This is a genomic window from Holdemania massiliensis, assembly GCF_022440805.1.
In the GTDB taxonomy this organism is placed as follows: Bacteria; Bacillota_I; Bacilli_A; order Erysipelotrichales; family Erysipelotrichaceae; genus Holdemania; species Holdemania massiliensis_A.
Genome location: NZ_JAKNTK010000001.1, coordinates 2,183,519 through 2,200,643 on the forward strand (window position 1 = coordinate 2,183,519; position 17,125 = coordinate 2,200,643).

A 17,125-nucleotide genomic window follows, 5' to 3' on the forward strand; every position below is an offset into this window, starting at 1 on the left:
GCGATTTTGCAAATCTTGTGTTATCATTATGGCCAGAGGTGAATGCATGAATACGATAACACTGCTGCTGACTCTGCCCCAGATTGAGCGTCTATACGAGGCCTGGCGTGAGTTTGAAGTCAAAGCTCCGGCTTATTCCCGCTATCAGCTAAAACCGGAAAACTGCACAATAACCGCTTATCAATCCAATAAAGTTGTCTTTCAAGGCAAGGATGCCGCCATCTATGCCGCCCCGTTTCAAACGGAGGAAAGCTTTGATCAAAGTCAGGGTCAAAACGATTTCCGGCGTTTTGCCAAACAGACCCACGCCGGCAGTGATGAAGTAGGTACCGGCGATTATTTTGGCTCAGTCTGTGTCTGCGCCTGCGCCGTTGAAAAACAGGATCTTGCCTGGTTAGAAACCCTGAAAGTCAATGATTCCAAGCAGATCAATGACGAGGTCATTTTAAAAACCGCTCCGCTGTTAATGGAACGATTGGCTTATTCTTTATTAATTCTGCCTCCGGCAAAATACAACCAGATTCATCAACAATGCAACATGAACCAGATTAAAGCGATCCTGCACAACCAAGCCTATGTTCATTTGAAGCACAAGCGCGGTGAGCTCCCAAAGGCGGCGATTGTCGATCAGTTCACGCCCCAAGCCAGCTATTATCGTTATTGTAAAGATCAGAAAGAAATTGTCCGCGGGCTGCATTTTGAAACCAAAGCCGAAAGTCATTATCCGGCTGTCGCCTGTGCTTCCATGATTGCCCGCTGCGCGTTTTTAAAAGCCTGGACGGCGATGGAAAATCAATGGGACATGACTTTTTCCAAAGGCGCTGGAAATGCCGTAGATCAGGACGGCGCCGCTTTCGTCAGAAAACATGGAGAACAGCATCTCAAGGAAGTCGCAAAGCTGCACTTTAAAAATACCGAGAAAGTTGCAGATTTGTTATAATTTCCTAAGAAAACCGAAATCTAAAACAAAAAGAGGAAGATCAAGATGAAGCTGAATCCAGCCAAACCCTTGTCATTCCTCTTTTCTTTTTTTCAATCCACGTACCGCGTGAGCGATGCGGCAACATCTATTTCCGCTTGATATTTAACACTTTTGATTTCAATCCACGCACCATGGAAGTAATGCGAATAAGTAAACCCCCATGATTCTGATCATATAAAAACCAAGCAATGGATAATGAGGTTACTCGTTATGATTGTACGATAGTTCAATTGGAAGTGCTTAGATCTTTTTTATAATGTGTTTAATCCTCAATTACTTCTACATTTAACCGCACACGTTTACCTAAGCGTACCAGTTCTACGCCTGCCGCATTCAGCATCCGTTTTGAAGCGATGACATTGTCCGCGGTGGCATATTTATCATCCTCATAGACAATTCTGCGAATCCCGCTCTGAATGATCGCCTTCGCACATTCATTGCACGGAAACAACGACACATACAGAGTGCAGCCATGCAGGTCACGCGTACTGTTGAGAATCGCGTTCAGTTCGGCATGCACGACAAACGCATATTTGGTTTCCAGCATTCCGCCTTCCCGATCCCATGGAAATTCGTCATCAGAACAACCGATCGGCAAACCGTTATAACCGATACCAACCACTTTGTGTTCGGCATCCACGATCACGGCACCGACCTGGGTTGACGGATCCTTGGAACGCATAGCTGACAAATGTGCCAGACCCATGAAATATTCATCCCAGCTTAAGACATGTTCACGCTTCATATGTTCTTTCCTCCTAAAGTGATGAACCCACGTAGGTTTCAACCATTTTTTTGCTTAAATGATCGCCATAGAAATCCAGATGCAGATCCCTGAGCATTTCCACAATCATCCGATCCGTTCCCGGGTAGATCGCATCCAGCTCTCTTGCCTTCGGCTCCACTGTTTTCAGGCCGATAAACACAACGGCAACGCATAAAGCAACCATTGTATTTTTACGCAGCTGAGCCCAGGAATCATTGCGGGTTAAGACAACACTGATCAGCAAGCCTCCAACAAAACCGCCGAAATGCGCCGCCAGCGATACCCCCGGCATCAGGCTGATCATTAAGTTGATCATCAGAATTAATAAGAACTGCGTCCTTAACTGCGGCTGGAAAAGAATTCGGGTCTGAATGCCGTAGACCAGAAAAGCGGCCAGCAAGCCATACAAGCCGCCGCTGATGCCCATCGCCACAACATTGCCGCTGCCCAAAAAGACAAACGCCGAGCCAAACAGGACAGAACCGAACAGCACGATTAGATAGTTGCGGACACCAAACAGCTTCTCACAAAGCATGCCCATGTTGTACAGCGCCATCATATTCATTAACAAATGCAGAAAATCAACATGCACAAATGCACTGGTCAGCCAGCGCCAATACTCGTTCGCTCCGACCACAAACGCTTTGTAATAGCCGCCCAACAAGACCGCAACGGCCACGCTCACTTCACCAGACCCGCCTAAATTTTTAAACATGAACGTGAAAACCAGACTCAACAAGTATACCGCGATGCAGATGCCCATTAAAATCATCGTTGCCTTCGGCGGCTGAAGCGGCGATTTTTTCTGTGTGCTGTGCGCCCGCTGACGCTGCAGTTCACTCAGCTTCTGAGTAATCCGATCATACTCCTGCTGCGGATCCTGAATCGGCTGCACTGCATGATCAATTCCCGGAAACACAGCTGTCAGCTGCGGATCCGATACTGTCTGCGGCGATATGGTCACCAGATCGATCTGTTCTTCCTGATCCTCCACAATTTCATCACTGAGATGGATATCCAGCAGATCGCAGTTGCGGCGGAATAAATTCCGGATGGCCTGATGAATTTTCAGAATCCGGGTCTTATCGAAAAATACGGTGCTCAAACGCGTCTGTGAAAGCCGAATAATCGGGTATTCCGGATGCTTCGGATTGCCCAGCCAGATTTCATCCTGCGCTTCACGTGTTGAAATAAACTGATACTGACAGTCAGAAACAAAGTAATAAGCCAGCTGCAATAACTGGACGTCTTTCTCTGTAAAGCTGCTCATAGGCTGCTCCTTTCCTGGCGCAGCTGCGCCAACAGCGCTTCAAACGCAGGCGGCAGCGGTGCTTCAAAGGTCATTCGTTCACCCGTGGAAGGATGGACGAAGGACAGCTGATAGGCATGCAGCATCTGTCCCTGCGTCTCCAGTGTCTTGCGCAGCGAATATTTCGGATCGCCGACAATCGGAAAACCGATGTACTGCATGTGAACACGAATCTGATGCGTCCGGCCGGTTTCCAGCCGGCAGCTGAGCAAGGTATACCGATCAAATCGTTCGACAACCTTAAAATGCGTGATCGCGGGCCGGGAATTCTTTTCTGTAACGGCCATTTTCTGGCGATCCTTCTCATCGCGTCCAATCGGTGCGTCAATCGTTCCATATTCATGCGGCATCACGCCATGGACCAAAGCGTAATACTGCCGGCCGGCAGTCTTTTCCGCCAGCTGCTGCGCCAGGGACTGATGGGCGTTGTCGTTTTTGCAGGCAACGATCAAACCGCTGGTATCCTTATCAATTCGATGCACAATTCCCGGCCGCAGCACGCCGTTGATCCCGGAAAGATCCTGACAATGCCAAAGCAGCCCGTTGACCAGCGTATGATCCGGATTCCCCGGCCCCGGATGAACAACCATCCCCTTAGGTTTATTGATGACAATCACATCGTGATCTTCGTACACAACATCCAGTTCCATTTCCTGCGGCTGCGCTTCCAGCGGTTCATCCTCCGGCAGCATCACTTCGATTTCATCACCGGCTTTGACCTTATAGCTGTTTTTTACCGGCAGATCCTCGATCCGCACCGCTTCCGCGTCGATCAGCTGCTGGACGCGGCTGCGCGAGCAATCGTCCATCGCCTGACTTAAATATTTATCCAATCGCGTTCCCTGGTCTTGTTCTGCGACAATTAAAATCCGTGTTTCCATCAATGTTTCTCTCCTTCCGGCCGAACCAGCGTGATCAGAATCAGCAGGCCAACGCCGATGCACAATGCCATGTCCGCCACGTTAAAAATCGGAAAATCGTATCCGAAAATAATAAAATCAAGAAAATCCCGGACGTAATGAAAGGCCACGCGGTCGATCAGGTTGCCCAGCGCTCCGCCGATCACCAGCACTGTCGCCATCCGCGTCCAGATATCCCGTTTATCCGTTTTCCATAAATACCAGGAAAAACCGACGACCGCAATCGCTGTGATGATATAGAAAAATACCATCTTTCCCTCAAGCAGACTCCAGGCTGCCCCCGTATTCTGAGCATAGGTAATATTGAAAAATCCGCGGATGACCGGAATGCTTTGGCCCAGCGTCATTGTGGACTGCACCCAGAATTTCGTCAGCAGGTCGAGAACCAGCACCCCTGCCAACAAAAGTATTTCTTTTATTTTCATAACTTTCACCATTTTCTATAACTCTTGTATTGTATCATACGCCCCGCGGTTTTTCAAAGCCTACACTTATGCGCCTTTGTCGTATTTCCAGTCACGGAAAAGTCATCGCTTTTTCTCTGAGATCCGCTCCTGCAGCCGAACATGGACTTCATCGCCCGGCTGTTTTCCAATTTGCGCACGAATGTCCTTGCGCACACCGACGATATGCCCCGGTGTGCCCATCCGCACCAGACTGCCTTGATAAGCAACCCCGTCAAATTCAACGCTGACCAACACTCGTCCGCGCCCAAATTCTTCCCGGACATCCCAAGGAAATTCGATATATGCCCCATCGATTCCATCTACCTTGCGGATCACGGCGTCAAATTCATAAACTTTTTGATTCATCTTTTTTACCTCCAGGTTTAGTCTGACCTTCCTGCTTCAAACTCAGTCGATTCCTGTCAAAGACATGATTTCAGTAGCGGCCAACAGAAGAAAACCGCCTGACACAGCGGTTTCATTTTCATTCAAAGCGAAACAGAGATCAAACACAGCGGACACCAAACTGAAGCAGTCGGGCCCGTGCCTGTTCCAGATCCCGGTTGACGTTGCATGGATCATGCGCATCGCTGGCCGTGATAACCGGAATTTCCAGATCTGCCAGCACTTCCAGCCAGTCTGCGGATAATCCATAATCCGGATGAGCATACCGCCAATGACAGCCGGTATTGCATTCTACGATCACACCCCGGCGTTTGGCTTCCAAGGCGATCCGGCTGATCCATTTGCGATCCATCACGGCATCCGAAGCTGCCATTTTGATCGTATCCGGATGGCCGATCTGATCAAACAAACCGCTCTGCACTGATTTCAGTACGCATTCACAATATTGTTCGACAATCGCCGAATGCGGTTGTTTCTGCCACAACAGCGGCTGTGAAAAGGGCATATCATAGAGATAACCGCCAATTGAATGCACGCTGCCGACGAGAAAATCCAACGGCAGTCCCCGGCAGATTTCCTTTAAAAACGGTTCACTTTCAGGCGTGTAGCAAACCTCCAGACCAAACCGAACCTCTAGCGGCCAACTCCGCTGCTTCATCGCGCGGACTAATGCCAGATAATCCCGCAGCGAATCCTGGAACTTGCCCTTTCCGCTGAGCCACTGAGCCTGCGTCGGATCGGCTTCGATCACACTTCGATAAGCCGGATGAAATTCTTTAAACCGATGGGTATGATCTAAGATCTGAATACTTTCCAGCCCCTGCTTCTGCGCCGCATCCACAAACGCTTCAATGTATTCAGCACAGATTGGTCCGTGTTCTAAATGCACATGCCCATCGATTCTCTGCATCCTGACTGCCTCCTGATTAATATTCCTTCTTTTCTACGATTTTAACAGAGCAGAACCAGGAAATCAAGAACGCTGCCGCAAAGACCACAATCAGCCCCAGTGCCAGGGCAGTGAAGGAAATAGCCTCGGTATCAATGGACAATGCCGGCAAAACCCGCAGCACGCCAAAGCCCAATACAAAGATCAGCGCCATCGCTCCCATCAACAGAATCCGGCTTTTCTCCGCTCCGAATTTATAGATCAGCGGGATAATCGCAATATCCAGAATGCAGGCCACCAGGGTGCTGAGCAGTCCGGTTGCGATCTGAAACTGGAAGTCCGCTTCCGGTGCAATCAACGTCGTCGCAAACGCCAGAACAACGTTGAGTACCAGCGCCCCCGCTCCCAACAAAAGCAGAAATACATATTTGCTGAGGACCAGTTTTCGGCGGCTGATCGGCAGTGTGGCTGCAAAGATATCCCAATGCGCCAGATCATCATAGCTGAATGAGGAAATCGCCAGGGTTACAACCAACAGCGCCATCATCGAACTCACCATCGAAAAACCATTGCCGGCCATCGCTGTCACCAGAAATAAAACGACGATCACCGCCATCATGCGGGCTGAATCCAAAACAACCATTAAATCCTTATACAGTAAGCCTTTCATTATTTTCGCTCTCCTTTTACCATGCACAGCATAATTTCTTCCAATCTCGCCGGCTCGACACTGAGCATCGGATAGGCCTGCCGGATTTCCTCACGGTTGCGAACCAAACCCTGACAGGTCAGATTCTGCGGCAGCAGCGCCAGCAGCGAGTCCCGGTCAATTTTTTCAATCTGAGAACGCGGCCCTTTCACGATGCCATATTCATCGTGCAGCACATCCTTTGGCAGGCAGAACTGCAGCGCTCCCTGATGGATGAATGTAACCACGTCGGCAATTTTCTCAATGTCAGTCGTGATATGACTGGAAAACAGAATCGAATGTGTTTCATCCTGAATGAAATCATAGAACAAATCCAGGATTTCATCACGGACAATCGGATCCAGACCGCTGGTCGGCTCATCGAGGATCAAGAGCCGGGCATGATGCGACAGCGCCGCCGCAATCGACAGCTTCATCTTCATGCCGGTCGAAAATGATTTCACGGTTTTGTTTAAAGGCAGACCGAAGCGCTCGCACAGCTTCATGAACTGACCATGATCCCACTTCGGATAAATGCCGGCCAGAACCTTGTCAACCTGCGGAATCTTCAGCTGATCATGAAAATGACAGCCGTCCAGAACAATTCCGATCTGACCGCGTTCTTCAACGCTGAGCTGATCTGCGGGTTTGCCAAAGATCTGAATCTGACCCTCACTGCGGATTAACCCGAGCAGAGCCTTGATCGTGGTGGTCTTCCCGGCCCCGTTTTCACCGATAAAGCCCATGACTTCACCGGGTTTGAGCGTAAAGCTGAGGTTTTTAAGTTCAAAGTCAGGATACTGCTTATGCAGCTTGTCTATTGATAAAATGGCGTCCATTGTTAATCCTCCTTATACAGCAGCGTCAGGATCTCGATCATCTCATCCAGTCCGATTTCCGCCAGATGAGCCAGCTGAACCGCCTGGGTCAACTGCTGCTCAATCTGCCGGTAGTTCTCTTCCCGGATCAGCTCCACATTGCGCGCCGCCACAAAACTTCCTTTTCCGCTCTGCGTCACGATGAAGCCTTCACGTTCAAGTTCTTCATACGCCCGCTTCGTCGTAATCACACTGATTCTCAGCTCCTTGGCCAAGATTCGCATTGAAGGCAGGGCGTCCCCTTCCTTTAATGCGCCGCTGAGAATCAGATTTTTAATCTGCGAAGTAATTTGTTCATAAAGCGGCTTATCGCTTGTGTTGCTGATAAAGATTTCCATACCGTCATCCTTCCTTACCGTATATATACAGTATATACAATATACTCGCTGTGTCAACAGGATTTGAAAAAAAACTGACCGTTTCGTCAGTTTTCAATCAGATTCTGCTTTTTCCATTTACCCGAATACCACCGCATCAGAAACAAGATCGCCCGCAGGACTTCGTCGATCATCATTGCCAGCCATACGCCGACCACGCCCAGCTTGAACGTTACCGCCAAAAGATAGGACAACGCTACGGCCACACCCCATTGCGAAGCGATGCCTAACAGGATCGGAAACCGGATATCACCGGCAGCCTGAAGCGCCCGAACCTGTGTCATATTCACCGCCCGCCCGGCTTCCAAAAAGATCTCGATGAACATCACCTGTTTGCCCAGCCGCAGCACGGTTGGATCCTGCGTAAACAACCCGAACAGCTCATCTGAAAAACAATACAGCAGCACCGACACGCCGACGCCGATGATCAGTGAATAAACGAGGGTGCGCATCACCTGCTTATGAGCCTCCTCCAGTTTCCGTCCACCGATCAGAATGCCCACTAGAATCTGAGCAGCCTGCGAAACAGCGCTGCCATACATATAGGAAACCATCGCAAACATGTTCGCATAAACCCGCGTATTGATCACCGCTGTGCCAAACCCGTTGACAATTTTGGTGATGACCATCTGCGACAGATTGTAGGAAACACTTTCCCCGCCTGAAGGCACCCCGATCGCCAGCAGTTTTTTCAGCTGCTTCCAGGGAAACGGAGTCAACGTGCGCAGACTGACCGCAATCGTGGAACGCAGATTGAACATCACGATTAAAAGTCCCAAACCGATAAGGCGGCTCACCGTGCTGGAAATCGCAACACCCGCAATACCCAGCGGCGGAATTATGCCCCATCCGCGAATGAAAACGAAATTACCAACGATATTCAAAACATTCATCAGTGCCGATACTGCCATCGTCTGCTTCATCCAGCCCTGGGTGCGAAACATCGCGATATAAGTCATAAACAAAGCCTGAAAGATCATACCCAAACCGATAATTGTGATATACACTGAACCATCATGCAGAATTTCCGCCGGCACATGCATCCAGTTAAAAATCGACATATTAAAAAACACCAATGCCGCGCTGATGACTAAGCCAAAGACAAAATTAACGGCCAAAGCCAGCGAATAAGTCTCCGACACCCGTTCAGGGTTGCCACTACCGAAATACTGCGTAACCAGAATGGTCATCGCTAACGAGATTACACTGAACGTGATGATTAGCACATTGACAATCTGATTGGCATTCCCGATCGCCGCCACAGCATTCTGCGACACCTGACTCATCATCATCTGGTCCACATTGCCGACCAGCATCTGTAAAAGCAGCTCGATAAAGATCGGCCACGTATAATGAAACAATGACATTTTGTGTGTTTGAAATTCCATCGAATTCATCCCCCTGATTTCAGAACTTTTTTAGAATACGCTCGGGATCAAGGGATGTCAAGATAAAATGAAAATGGAAGCGGTGTCAGTTTTCATTGCTTCCATTCTTGTTACATTTAGATTTTTACATTCAGAATGCGGCGGTAAACAACGCCTTTTCCTCCAGCTCGTACGGTTGGTAACGAGCCTGTGTTTTATCAATCTGATGATTGGAAACATCCTGCTCATAACCCGCGTCAAGAATCCGTTTGAGATGATTTTTGACCTGCGCCGCATCCGCTGTGCTTAACGTCAGCTGCCGCAGGGCTATAACTTCATCCTGAGCGGATATCAAAGCCAGCGTCACCGCCATCTCCGGCCGTTTGAAAAGTGTCTGCGCACACTCACATTCCTGAATGACAAACGGCAGATCTGAGGTTTCCAGGACATCATCGATATTGACCGTAAAGAACACTGCCGTATCCAACGGCAGAAATGCCAGCCGTCCGGGATTGCGGCGGAAGGCCTTGATTTCTTCCGGCTGCCACAGCGCATCTTTGATTAAGATCAGCCACTGATCCTCAACATAGTCAATCATTACACCCTCATCAATATGGAACGGACAACGCGTTCCGATTTCCAGTTTCATAGACTTCGCTTCCTCTCACTTAACTTCGGCTGCGGTTGAGCAGCTGGTTTTCCAGGTCTTCATTGAACTGCGCGGTATACAGACGGGCATAATAGCCGTTTAAGTGCATCAGTTCACCATGCGTTCCCTGTTCTACGATCTTACCCTTTTTCATGACCAAAATCAAATCCGCGTTCACAATCGTCGACAGTCGGTGCGCGATGATGAAGCTTGTCCGGCCTTTCATCAAATGCTCGATCGCATACTGAATCACCTGTTCGGTTTCGGTGTCAATCGAAGCCGTTGCTTCATCCAGAACGAAGATCCGCGGATCAGCCAAGACTGCACGGGCAAAGGAGATCAGCTGTTTCTGGCCGGTGGACAGCCGGGAACCGCCTTCCCCAACATCCGTATCATAGCCCTTTTCCAGCCGCAGGATGAACTCATGCGCATCGACCATCTTCGCCGCAGCCTCAATTTGTTCATCGCTGGCGTCCAGCTTGCCATAGCGGATATTGTCCTTCACCGTTCCGGAAAACAGATGCGGTGACTGCAGCACATACCCGAGATTGGAATGCAGCCAGCCTAAGGAACGTTCGCGTACATCTTTTCCATCAATCAAAACCTGCCCAGCAAGCGGCTGATAGAAGCGGCAGAGCAGATTGACCACGGTACTCTTGCCCGAACCTGTCTCCCCGACCAAAGCCACGGTCTGTCCGGCTTTGATCTTAAGGTTGAAATCGGTCAGAATCCGCTCGCCTTCCAGATATTCAAAGTCGACATGAGAAAACTCGACATCGCCGATCAACGGTTCATAGTTCTGAGGCTTCGGATCCAGCTCCGTGCCATATTTTTCAATGACCTGCGGCGTATCGACAATCTGCGGTTCACTGTCCAACAAGGAAAGCACCCGTTCGGCACTGGCCTGAGCCAGCTGCAGCTCGGCGATCAGCCGCGCAATCTGCCTTAATGGCTCAAAGAACTGCGTTGCATACTGGGTAAACATCATCAGCGTACCAAACTGCAGCGTCTGCATCAATACCTGATGTCCGCCTGACCACAGGATCGCCGCTGTAGAAATCGCGCCCAAACCCATGACGACCGGCATAAACAGCGCTGACAGCGTTGCCGCCCGCACACTGGCCGCTTTCATTTCCAGCGTTTCAGCATTGAATTCCTTGAGATTGTCCGCTTCAATAACGAGGGTTTTGGTCGTTTTAGCACCTGTGATTCCCTCGTTGAACGCGCTGGTAATGCGTGAGTTAATCCGCCGCACACTGCGGTAATTTTTCAGAATTCTTACCTGAAACCAGACACTCAGCCACGCCAGCACCGGCACCACCATCAGCACCAGCAAGGCCAGCTTCCAGTTCACGATCAGCATGACAACGCTGACGCCCAGCATGACCGCCAATCCCCAGATCAAATCCATCAGACTCCATGACAGGATTTCAGCCAGCCGGGCAATGTCGCTGTTCATCCGCGCCATCAGCCAGCCGATCGGCGTGCGGTCAAAATAGGAAAACGATAAGGTCTGCAGCTTGGCAAAGGCTTTTTCACGTACATCATAGGAAAACGCCATTTCAATTTTGCCGGCCTGCATAAAAAACAGATAGACGCTGAAGGCCTGAAACAAAACCCCGGCCATGTAGACGATGGAAAACAGCCACAGCGAGCTGTCCGGCTGGCCGCCGGCCGCAAAGGTATCAATCGCCACTTTGTTGAGGATCGGAAACAAAACGTCGCAGCCGGCTACCGCCACCATCAAGATCAACAGATGGACCAGTTCTTTGCGCAGCGGCTTCATCAGCACAAAGATCCGCTTCCACAAGCCGGCATCCAAAGACTCCGTGTTATATTGTTGTTCTTCAAAACGAATCTGACTCATGCTTCCTCACCTCCCCCTTCATTCATCCGGGCTGTCTGGATATCCACGATCCGGCGGTACAGTCCGTCTTCATTCAACAGTTGTTCATGCGTTCCAGACTGCGTAATCTGCCCCTGTTCCAGCACCAGGATCAGATCGGCATCCATGGCGGAAGCCACACGCTGGGTGATGATCAGCGTCGTCGTCTGACTCTGAACCTCTTTCAGCGCAGCTCGGATCTGAGCGTCGGTCTGCGTATCCACTGCCGACAGGGAATCGTCAAAGATCAAAATCGGCTGCGGCGACAAAACGGTCCGGGCAATCGCGATCCGCTGCTTCTGCCCGCCGGAAAGGGTCACGCCCTTCTCACCGACTAACGTATCATAGCCCCGGTCAAACTCCGCAATGACCTCATGCACCGAAGCAATCCGAGCCGCCTGTTCCACTTCCTCACGCCGGGCACTGCGGCGGGCCAGATGAATGTTGTCATAAATCGTTTTGGAAAACAGAAATGGTTCCTGCAGCACGATGCCGATGTTCTGGCGCAGCCATTGACGCTGAATCTGCGTCAGATCGTGACCGTCAATCCGGATCTGTCCGCCGGTCGGATCATACAGCCGCATCAGAAGATGCACCAGCGTGCTCTTGCCTCCGCCGGTCGGTCCGATCAGCGCAACCGTCATGCCTTTTTCAATCGTAAAATTCAGATCTTTCAGCACCGGCTGACTGTCGCCTTCATATTGAAACTGAACGTGATCAAATTCAATCCGGCCTTTGATCGCCGGTGTTTCTCCGCTTGTCACATCCTCCGGCGCTTCATCCAGAATTTCCTGGAGCCGTCCGATCGACACGCTCATCTTGCCCATATCCGCCAGAATCCGGCCTAAATTGCGCACTGGCCATAAAATCATGCCTTCATAGGAAATGAACACAAAGAAGCTGCCAACGCTCAGATCACCGCGGGAAGCGGCAAAAATGCCCGCTAGGATAATCACGAAAATCTGCGTCAGACAGATCAAATCACTGGTTCCCCAATACGCTCCCAGATACTGAATCATCTTGAAGGTCAGATCGCGGTAACGGATATTTTTCTTATCAAATTTACGAATTTCCTCGCGTTCGTTGTTGAACGCCTTCACCACGCGGATTCCGGATAAATTCTCCTGAACCGCAGTGCTCAGATCACCTTCTGCCTCATCCGATGCCAAAAACGCTTTCTGCACGCGGGTGAAGAAAACATAGGCGTAAATCACTAACAGCGGCATTGAAATCACCGCCAGCCATGCTAATGGACGATAGATCGAAAACAAAATCAGCAGTGCCGCCAATGCCGTCGCAATCGAATAGACCACTTCAGAAATCTGACCGGATAAAAACCGCCGAATCTGATCGACATCACTGGTACAGCGCTGCACCAAATCACCGGTTTTAATCCGTACATGGTAACTGAACGGCAGAGACTGCAGATGCGCATACAACCGATTGCGGACCTTGCGGCATACTTCTTCGGAAATCACCGCATTCCAGTATCCGCGTAGGAAGACGCACACGCAGATCAGGGCGTTGATCGCCAGAATCGCCGCCGCGCCTATCCATAAATTCCGCTGCAGATATTGAGCTCCGCCTAAGCTTTCCAACAGCCAGGCCAGCACCGGATTGGTTGTTGGTTGTTGATGAATGACATTGTCAATCATGAAACTGAACAACAGCGGCGAACATAAGTTCAGAAAGGCGTAGACGCAGACCAAGACGATCATCGCCGCCATGCGTTTGCGGTTGCCTTCCAGAAACTCCCAAATAAATTGAAACTTTCGCATTTTCCCCCTCCTTTAAAATTCAAAAATAAAAAGCACGCTCAGCAGTGCTTTTCATTCTTATCTCATTCATTTTCATCCATGACTTCTGCCAGATATTCCATCGGCGTCACCTGCGTCATCAATTCGATGACGTCAAACGACAAACCGATCTCCACCAGCGTTTTCGCAACTTCCATCTGCGGTTTTTTCATACTCTCACCTGTTCTTAGGCTGAGCCCTCTGCCCACAGACTATCCTTTAGTTTGATTGGAAGTGTTTGGTTAACGCCGCTGCGATCTGATCAGGACAGGATGTCGGCTTCGCGCCGCAATGAACTCCCTGAAAAGCATCTACTACTTCTTTTACAGTCTTCCCTTTGATGATTCTGGAAATACCCAATAAATTGCCTGGGCACCCGCCTGTAATCGTTACGTTGGTGATCACATCGCCTTCCAGCTCAAAATCAAAGCGCTTGGAACAAACGCCCTGGGGAATATATGTAAATTTCTCTTTCGTCATTGTCATAAAAAAAACCTCCTGTCTTATACGGTTATCATGATAACATGGTTCAATTTCCTTCACAAGTCCAAAAACGAAGAAAAAGCGGGAATTCTGAAAGCCTCGTTCGTTTCCCACTTGTTTTTTGCTTTTATTTGAGCTGTAAAAGAAGATTTCTTTCTTCCTTAAATACGAAATAAGGATTCAAATTTTTTGAAAATCTTATTATCCGCAATGACCAGAAGCTGATCATTGGTTTCAATCGTATAGAAGGCATCGGGAGAGATGGACAGATGTTCTTTTGGATTTTTACGAATACCTAAAACGTTGATTCCATAATTCGTTCTTAATTCCAGCGCTTTCAGCGTCTTGCCGACCCATTTTGCCGGCGCTGCAATCTCAACGATGCTGTAATCATCATCAATATCAATTAAGTCGATGATATTGCGGGAAACCAGTTTTTTCGCTACGCGTTCGCCCATTTCTTTTTCAGGACGGACAACATAATCCGCGCCGATCTTCTGTAAAATCTGCATGTATTTCTTATTTTTCGCCTTGGCCATAATAAACGGAATGCCAAGCTCTCTAAGATTCATGACGCCCATGATGCTTTCTTCCAGGTGGGATCCCGTCGCTACGACCGCCGCATCACAATCCTGAATGCCAATCGCCCGCAGCTGATCAATATCGGTAAAATCTGCCTGAATCGCCTGGGTGACAAAATCGCTGACCCGATCGACGCAGGCTAAATCTTTATCAATCGCAATGACCTCATGATTGTATTGAGATAGTGTTTTCGCAATGGTTGATCCAAAGATGCCAAGTCCAAGAATAACATACTGTTTCATTTCCGCCATAAATTTATCCTCCTACCCGATCAGCACGTCCCCGTGCGGATATACGAGATTGTTTGTTTTTCGATTTTGTTTCATTCGCATTAACGACAGAACAATCGTGATCGGACCTACGCGGCCGATATACATCAGCATGATGATGACGATTTTGCCTAAAGCGGATAACAACGGTGTTACCCCGGCTGACAAGCCGACCGTAGCAATCGCTGAGAAAGCTTCAAAGGCTAACGGCAAAAATCCAATTTGCGGTTCTGTCAATGTCAGTAAAAAGATCGCAATGACCATAATGCAGGCATACGTCAGCGTAATCGCAAAAGCCCGATGGAACGTGGAGCTCGGCAAAGTCCGCTTAAACAACGTCATATTTCCGGAATCCCGAATTTCCGAAATAATCAGGACGAATAACATTGAGAATGTCGTTGTCTTGATACCGCCTGCCGTTCCGCCTGGAGAGCCGCCGATGATCATATAGAACAACATGATAAATAAAGAGGCATCTCTCAGCATCGCAAAGTCAATGGTGCTGAAGCCCGCTGTCCGCAGGGTTGTGGACTGGAAGAAGGCTGCCATGATCTTCTGCGGGAAATTCATCCAGCCTAAGGTATTCGGATTGCCATATTCCACAAGCAGCACGATCAGCGTTCCGCTGCCCAGCAAAATCCCTGTAACAACTAAGACCAGCCGGCTGTGCAGCGACAGTCTTGTCCAAAGCCGCTTCCAGCTCAGCTTTTTCTTCTCCGGCAAAATCCGCCGCAGATCAAACCACACCGCAAAGCCTAAACCGCCGGTGATGATCAGACCGCAGACCGTAAAATTGATCAGCGGATCACTTGTGTATGCCATCAGAGATGAGCGTGTCAAATTATCCAGACCTGCGTTGCAGAACGCCGATATGGAAAGAAAAACCGAATTGTAAAGGCCCTGCGCCAAGCCATACTCAGGAATAAACCGCAGCGCCAGCAATCCCATGCCGATCCCTTCAAAAATAAAGGTGTAGCGGAAGATACTTTTTAAGAAATTCGGAATGTTGTCGGCATCATTTTTATTTAATGAATCCTGCAGCATTTTCTTCTCTGAAAAGTTCAGCTTGCGCCGCATCAGCGTTAAAAACAAGGCCAGCAACGACATCAAGCCCAAACCGCCGATCTGCATTAAGAAGATCAATACGGTCTGACCGATCAGATTGTACTGATCAATAACCGCAAACGGCATCAAGCCTGTCACGCAGGTAGCGGAAGTAGCGACGAACAAACTGTTTAAGTAACTGGCCCGCATCCCCGGATTCTGGGCGATTGGCAGCCACAGCAAGACTGATCCGACAAGGATGACCAAGACAAAGCTCAGCGCAATCATACGGGTAGGTCCTAAAAAGCGCAGGATTTTATCCCGAAACGGCAGATTGAAATTCATGACCTTTTTCCCTCCTTAGAAAGGAACCGAACAAGCGGCATGCCAAACCGCAGGGTAACAAAAGGGTTAACCACCTGACAGATTTCACTGTTTCCTTCCAGACTCATCAGCATTCCTGCCATTTCCGGCGACAATCCCAACTGTTTTTGGAGTCTTTGATTCATTTTATAACAACCTTGCTTCAGCGCTTCTTCCATGGTTTCTGCAGAGGTAATCACATATACCCGATCCCGATCCACAACCCAAGGTTCGCTGCAAGTTTCTTTTATAACTTCTATCTGAACGATCACATCCGCTGCGATTTCCGCACCGCTGCCCATGACTTCGCCATCACCCATCGCTGCATGCACATCTCCCAAAGCCAACAATGCCCCGGGATGAAACACCGGCAGATAGACAACCGAGCCTTCACGAATCTTACGGCAGTCCATATTACCGCCATGAACGCCTGGCTTTCTGCATTCCACTGACTCTGCTTCTGGAGCAACGCCGATCACTCCGATCATGGGTGCCGTTTTCACAACCAGATCTTTCTGAAATTCCAGCTGATTTTCCTGAACTGGCAGAAAATGGATCATCCGCCGTTCTATCCAATCGGCCATCATCCCACTTTTAGGATAACTGCCCACCAAGGCTTGGTCTTGAAGCGTGATCTTCTCAATGGTCACCTTCAGTGTGTCTCCAACCTGAGCCTCTTCAACAAATACCGGACCTGTAGCCGGATTGATTTGAAGCGGTCGCCTGTCAGGATCCTGCGGCGTAATTTCATCGCCATAGCAATCCCTTGTTTCAAAACATATTCTGTCCCCGGAATGAGCTTTTAAAACCGGCTTATTTTCCGAAGACATCGCGTAGATCACTTGATCTTTAGCAATCTTTTTCATAACCAGCCCTCTTTAAGCGTATACGATTCCTAGTCTACACCTTTTAATGGGAATACTCAATACTCTGTCTTGAAAATTTTACATCTTCACAGAATCTTAAGTCTTTTACTAGAAAAGTATTCTTATATAATTTGGAACGAATAATTTAGCAAAAAAAGGAA

Annotated in this window: 19 protein-coding genes; 1 reads left to right on the forward strand and 18 read right to left on the reverse strand. The window is 49.1% G+C overall.

The window, feature by feature from the left end; genetic code table 11:
- Positions 1-46 precede the first annotated feature (46 nt).
- Positions 47-940: a ribonuclease HIII gene (rnhC, locus tag MCG46_RS10000; RefSeq protein ID WP_240279859.1), complete on the forward strand. Its 894-nt coding sequence runs from the start codon at positions 47-49 to the stop codon at positions 938-940.
- A gap of 304 nt (positions 941-1,244) precedes the next feature.
- Here the strand turns inward: rnhC and MCG46_RS10005 are convergent, their stop codons facing one another.
- The 18 genes from MCG46_RS10005 to MCG46_RS10085 form a co-directional block, all read right to left on the reverse strand.
- Positions 1,245-1,727, reverse strand: coding sequence for a deoxycytidylate deaminase (locus MCG46_RS10005; RefSeq protein ID WP_240279869.1), 483 nt, complete (start codon positions 1,725-1,727; stop codon positions 1,245-1,247).
- Between the two features lie 13 nt (positions 1,728-1,740).
- Complete coding sequence (locus MCG46_RS10010; RefSeq protein ID WP_020223629.1) at positions 1,741-3,018, reverse strand: rhomboid family intramembrane serine protease; 1,278 nt, start codon at positions 3,016-3,018, stop codon at positions 1,741-1,743.
- Positions 3,015-3,938: an RluA family pseudouridine synthase gene (locus MCG46_RS10015; RefSeq protein ID WP_240279871.1), complete on the reverse strand. Its 924-nt coding sequence runs from the start codon at positions 3,936-3,938 to the stop codon at positions 3,015-3,017. The genes MCG46_RS10010 and MCG46_RS10015 overlap by 4 nt, the downstream gene beginning before the upstream one ends.
- Positions 3,938-4,402 carry a signal peptidase II gene (gene lspA, locus MCG46_RS10020; protein WP_240279873.1) on the reverse strand — a complete coding sequence of 155 codons (465 nt, stop codon included), beginning with the start codon at positions 4,400-4,402 and terminating at the stop codon, positions 3,938-3,940. The genes MCG46_RS10015 and lspA overlap by 1 nt, the downstream gene beginning before the upstream one ends.
- A 102-nt stretch (positions 4,403-4,504) precedes the next feature.
- A complete protein-coding gene (locus MCG46_RS10025) occupies positions 4,505-4,789 on the reverse strand; it encodes a DUF1905 domain-containing protein (protein WP_020223632.1) in 285 nt (94 codons plus the stop codon).
- Between the two features lie 139 nt (positions 4,790-4,928).
- Entirely contained in the window at positions 4,929-5,738 is an 810-nt protein-coding gene (locus MCG46_RS10030) for a PHP domain-containing protein (protein WP_240279875.1), read from the reverse strand.
- A gap of 16 nt (positions 5,739-5,754) precedes the next feature.
- Complete coding sequence (locus MCG46_RS10035; RefSeq protein WP_154240124.1) at positions 5,755-6,387, reverse strand: ABC-2 transporter permease; 633 nt, start codon at positions 6,385-6,387, stop codon at positions 5,755-5,757.
- A complete protein-coding gene (locus MCG46_RS10040) occupies positions 6,387-7,244 on the reverse strand; it encodes an ABC transporter ATP-binding protein (RefSeq protein WP_240279876.1) in 858 nt (285 codons plus the stop codon). Before MCG46_RS10040 ends, MCG46_RS10035 begins: the two co-directional genes overlap by 1 nt.
- A 2-nt stretch (positions 7,245-7,246) precedes the next feature.
- Positions 7,247-7,621, reverse strand: a complete 375-nt coding sequence (locus MCG46_RS10045) for a GntR family transcriptional regulator (protein WP_020223636.1) — start codon at positions 7,619-7,621, stop codon at positions 7,247-7,249.
- An 86-nt stretch (positions 7,622-7,707) separates the two neighbouring features.
- Entirely contained in the window at positions 7,708-9,048 is a 1,341-nt protein-coding gene (locus MCG46_RS10050) for an MATE family efflux transporter (protein ID WP_240279878.1), read from the reverse strand.
- A 130-nt stretch (positions 9,049-9,178) separates the two neighbouring features.
- Positions 9,179-9,676 carry a hypothetical protein gene (locus tag MCG46_RS10055; protein ID WP_240279880.1) on the reverse strand — a complete coding sequence of 166 codons (498 nt, stop codon included), beginning with the start codon at positions 9,674-9,676 and terminating at the stop codon, positions 9,179-9,181.
- Positions 9,677-9,695: 19 nt separating this feature from the next.
- The gene (locus MCG46_RS10060; RefSeq protein ID WP_240279882.1) at positions 9,696-11,543 is read right to left on the reverse strand and encodes an ABC transporter ATP-binding protein; all 1,848 of its coding nucleotides are present in this window, start codon (positions 11,541-11,543) and stop codon (positions 9,696-9,698) included.
- A complete protein-coding gene (locus MCG46_RS10065) occupies positions 11,540-13,339 on the reverse strand; it encodes an ABC transporter ATP-binding protein (protein WP_240279884.1) in 1,800 nt (599 codons plus the stop codon). Before MCG46_RS10065 ends, MCG46_RS10060 begins: the two co-directional genes overlap by 4 nt.
- 62 nt (positions 13,340-13,401) lie before the next feature.
- Complete coding sequence (locus MCG46_RS19495; RefSeq protein ID WP_020223641.1) at positions 13,402-13,530, reverse strand: hypothetical protein; 129 nt, start codon at positions 13,528-13,530, stop codon at positions 13,402-13,404.
- Between the two features lie 46 nt (positions 13,531-13,576).
- Positions 13,577-13,843, reverse strand: coding sequence for a TIGR03905 family TSCPD domain-containing protein (locus MCG46_RS10070; RefSeq protein WP_020223642.1), 267 nt, complete (start codon positions 13,841-13,843; stop codon positions 13,577-13,579).
- 158 nt (positions 13,844-14,001) lie between these two features.
- Entirely contained in the window at positions 14,002-14,673 is a 672-nt protein-coding gene (locus tag MCG46_RS10075; RefSeq protein ID WP_020223643.1) for a potassium channel family protein, read from the reverse strand.
- 12 nt (positions 14,674-14,685) lie between these two features.
- A complete protein-coding gene (locus MCG46_RS10080) occupies positions 14,686-16,080 on the reverse strand; it encodes a TrkH family potassium uptake protein (protein ID WP_240279886.1) in 1,395 nt (464 codons plus the stop codon).
- On the reverse strand, positions 16,077-16,964 hold the full coding sequence (locus MCG46_RS10085; protein ID WP_240279892.1) for an acetamidase/formamidase family protein: 888 nt from the start codon (positions 16,962-16,964) through the stop codon (positions 16,077-16,079). The genes MCG46_RS10080 and MCG46_RS10085 overlap by 4 nt, the downstream gene beginning before the upstream one ends.
- Positions 16,965-17,125: the final 161 nt, after the last annotated feature.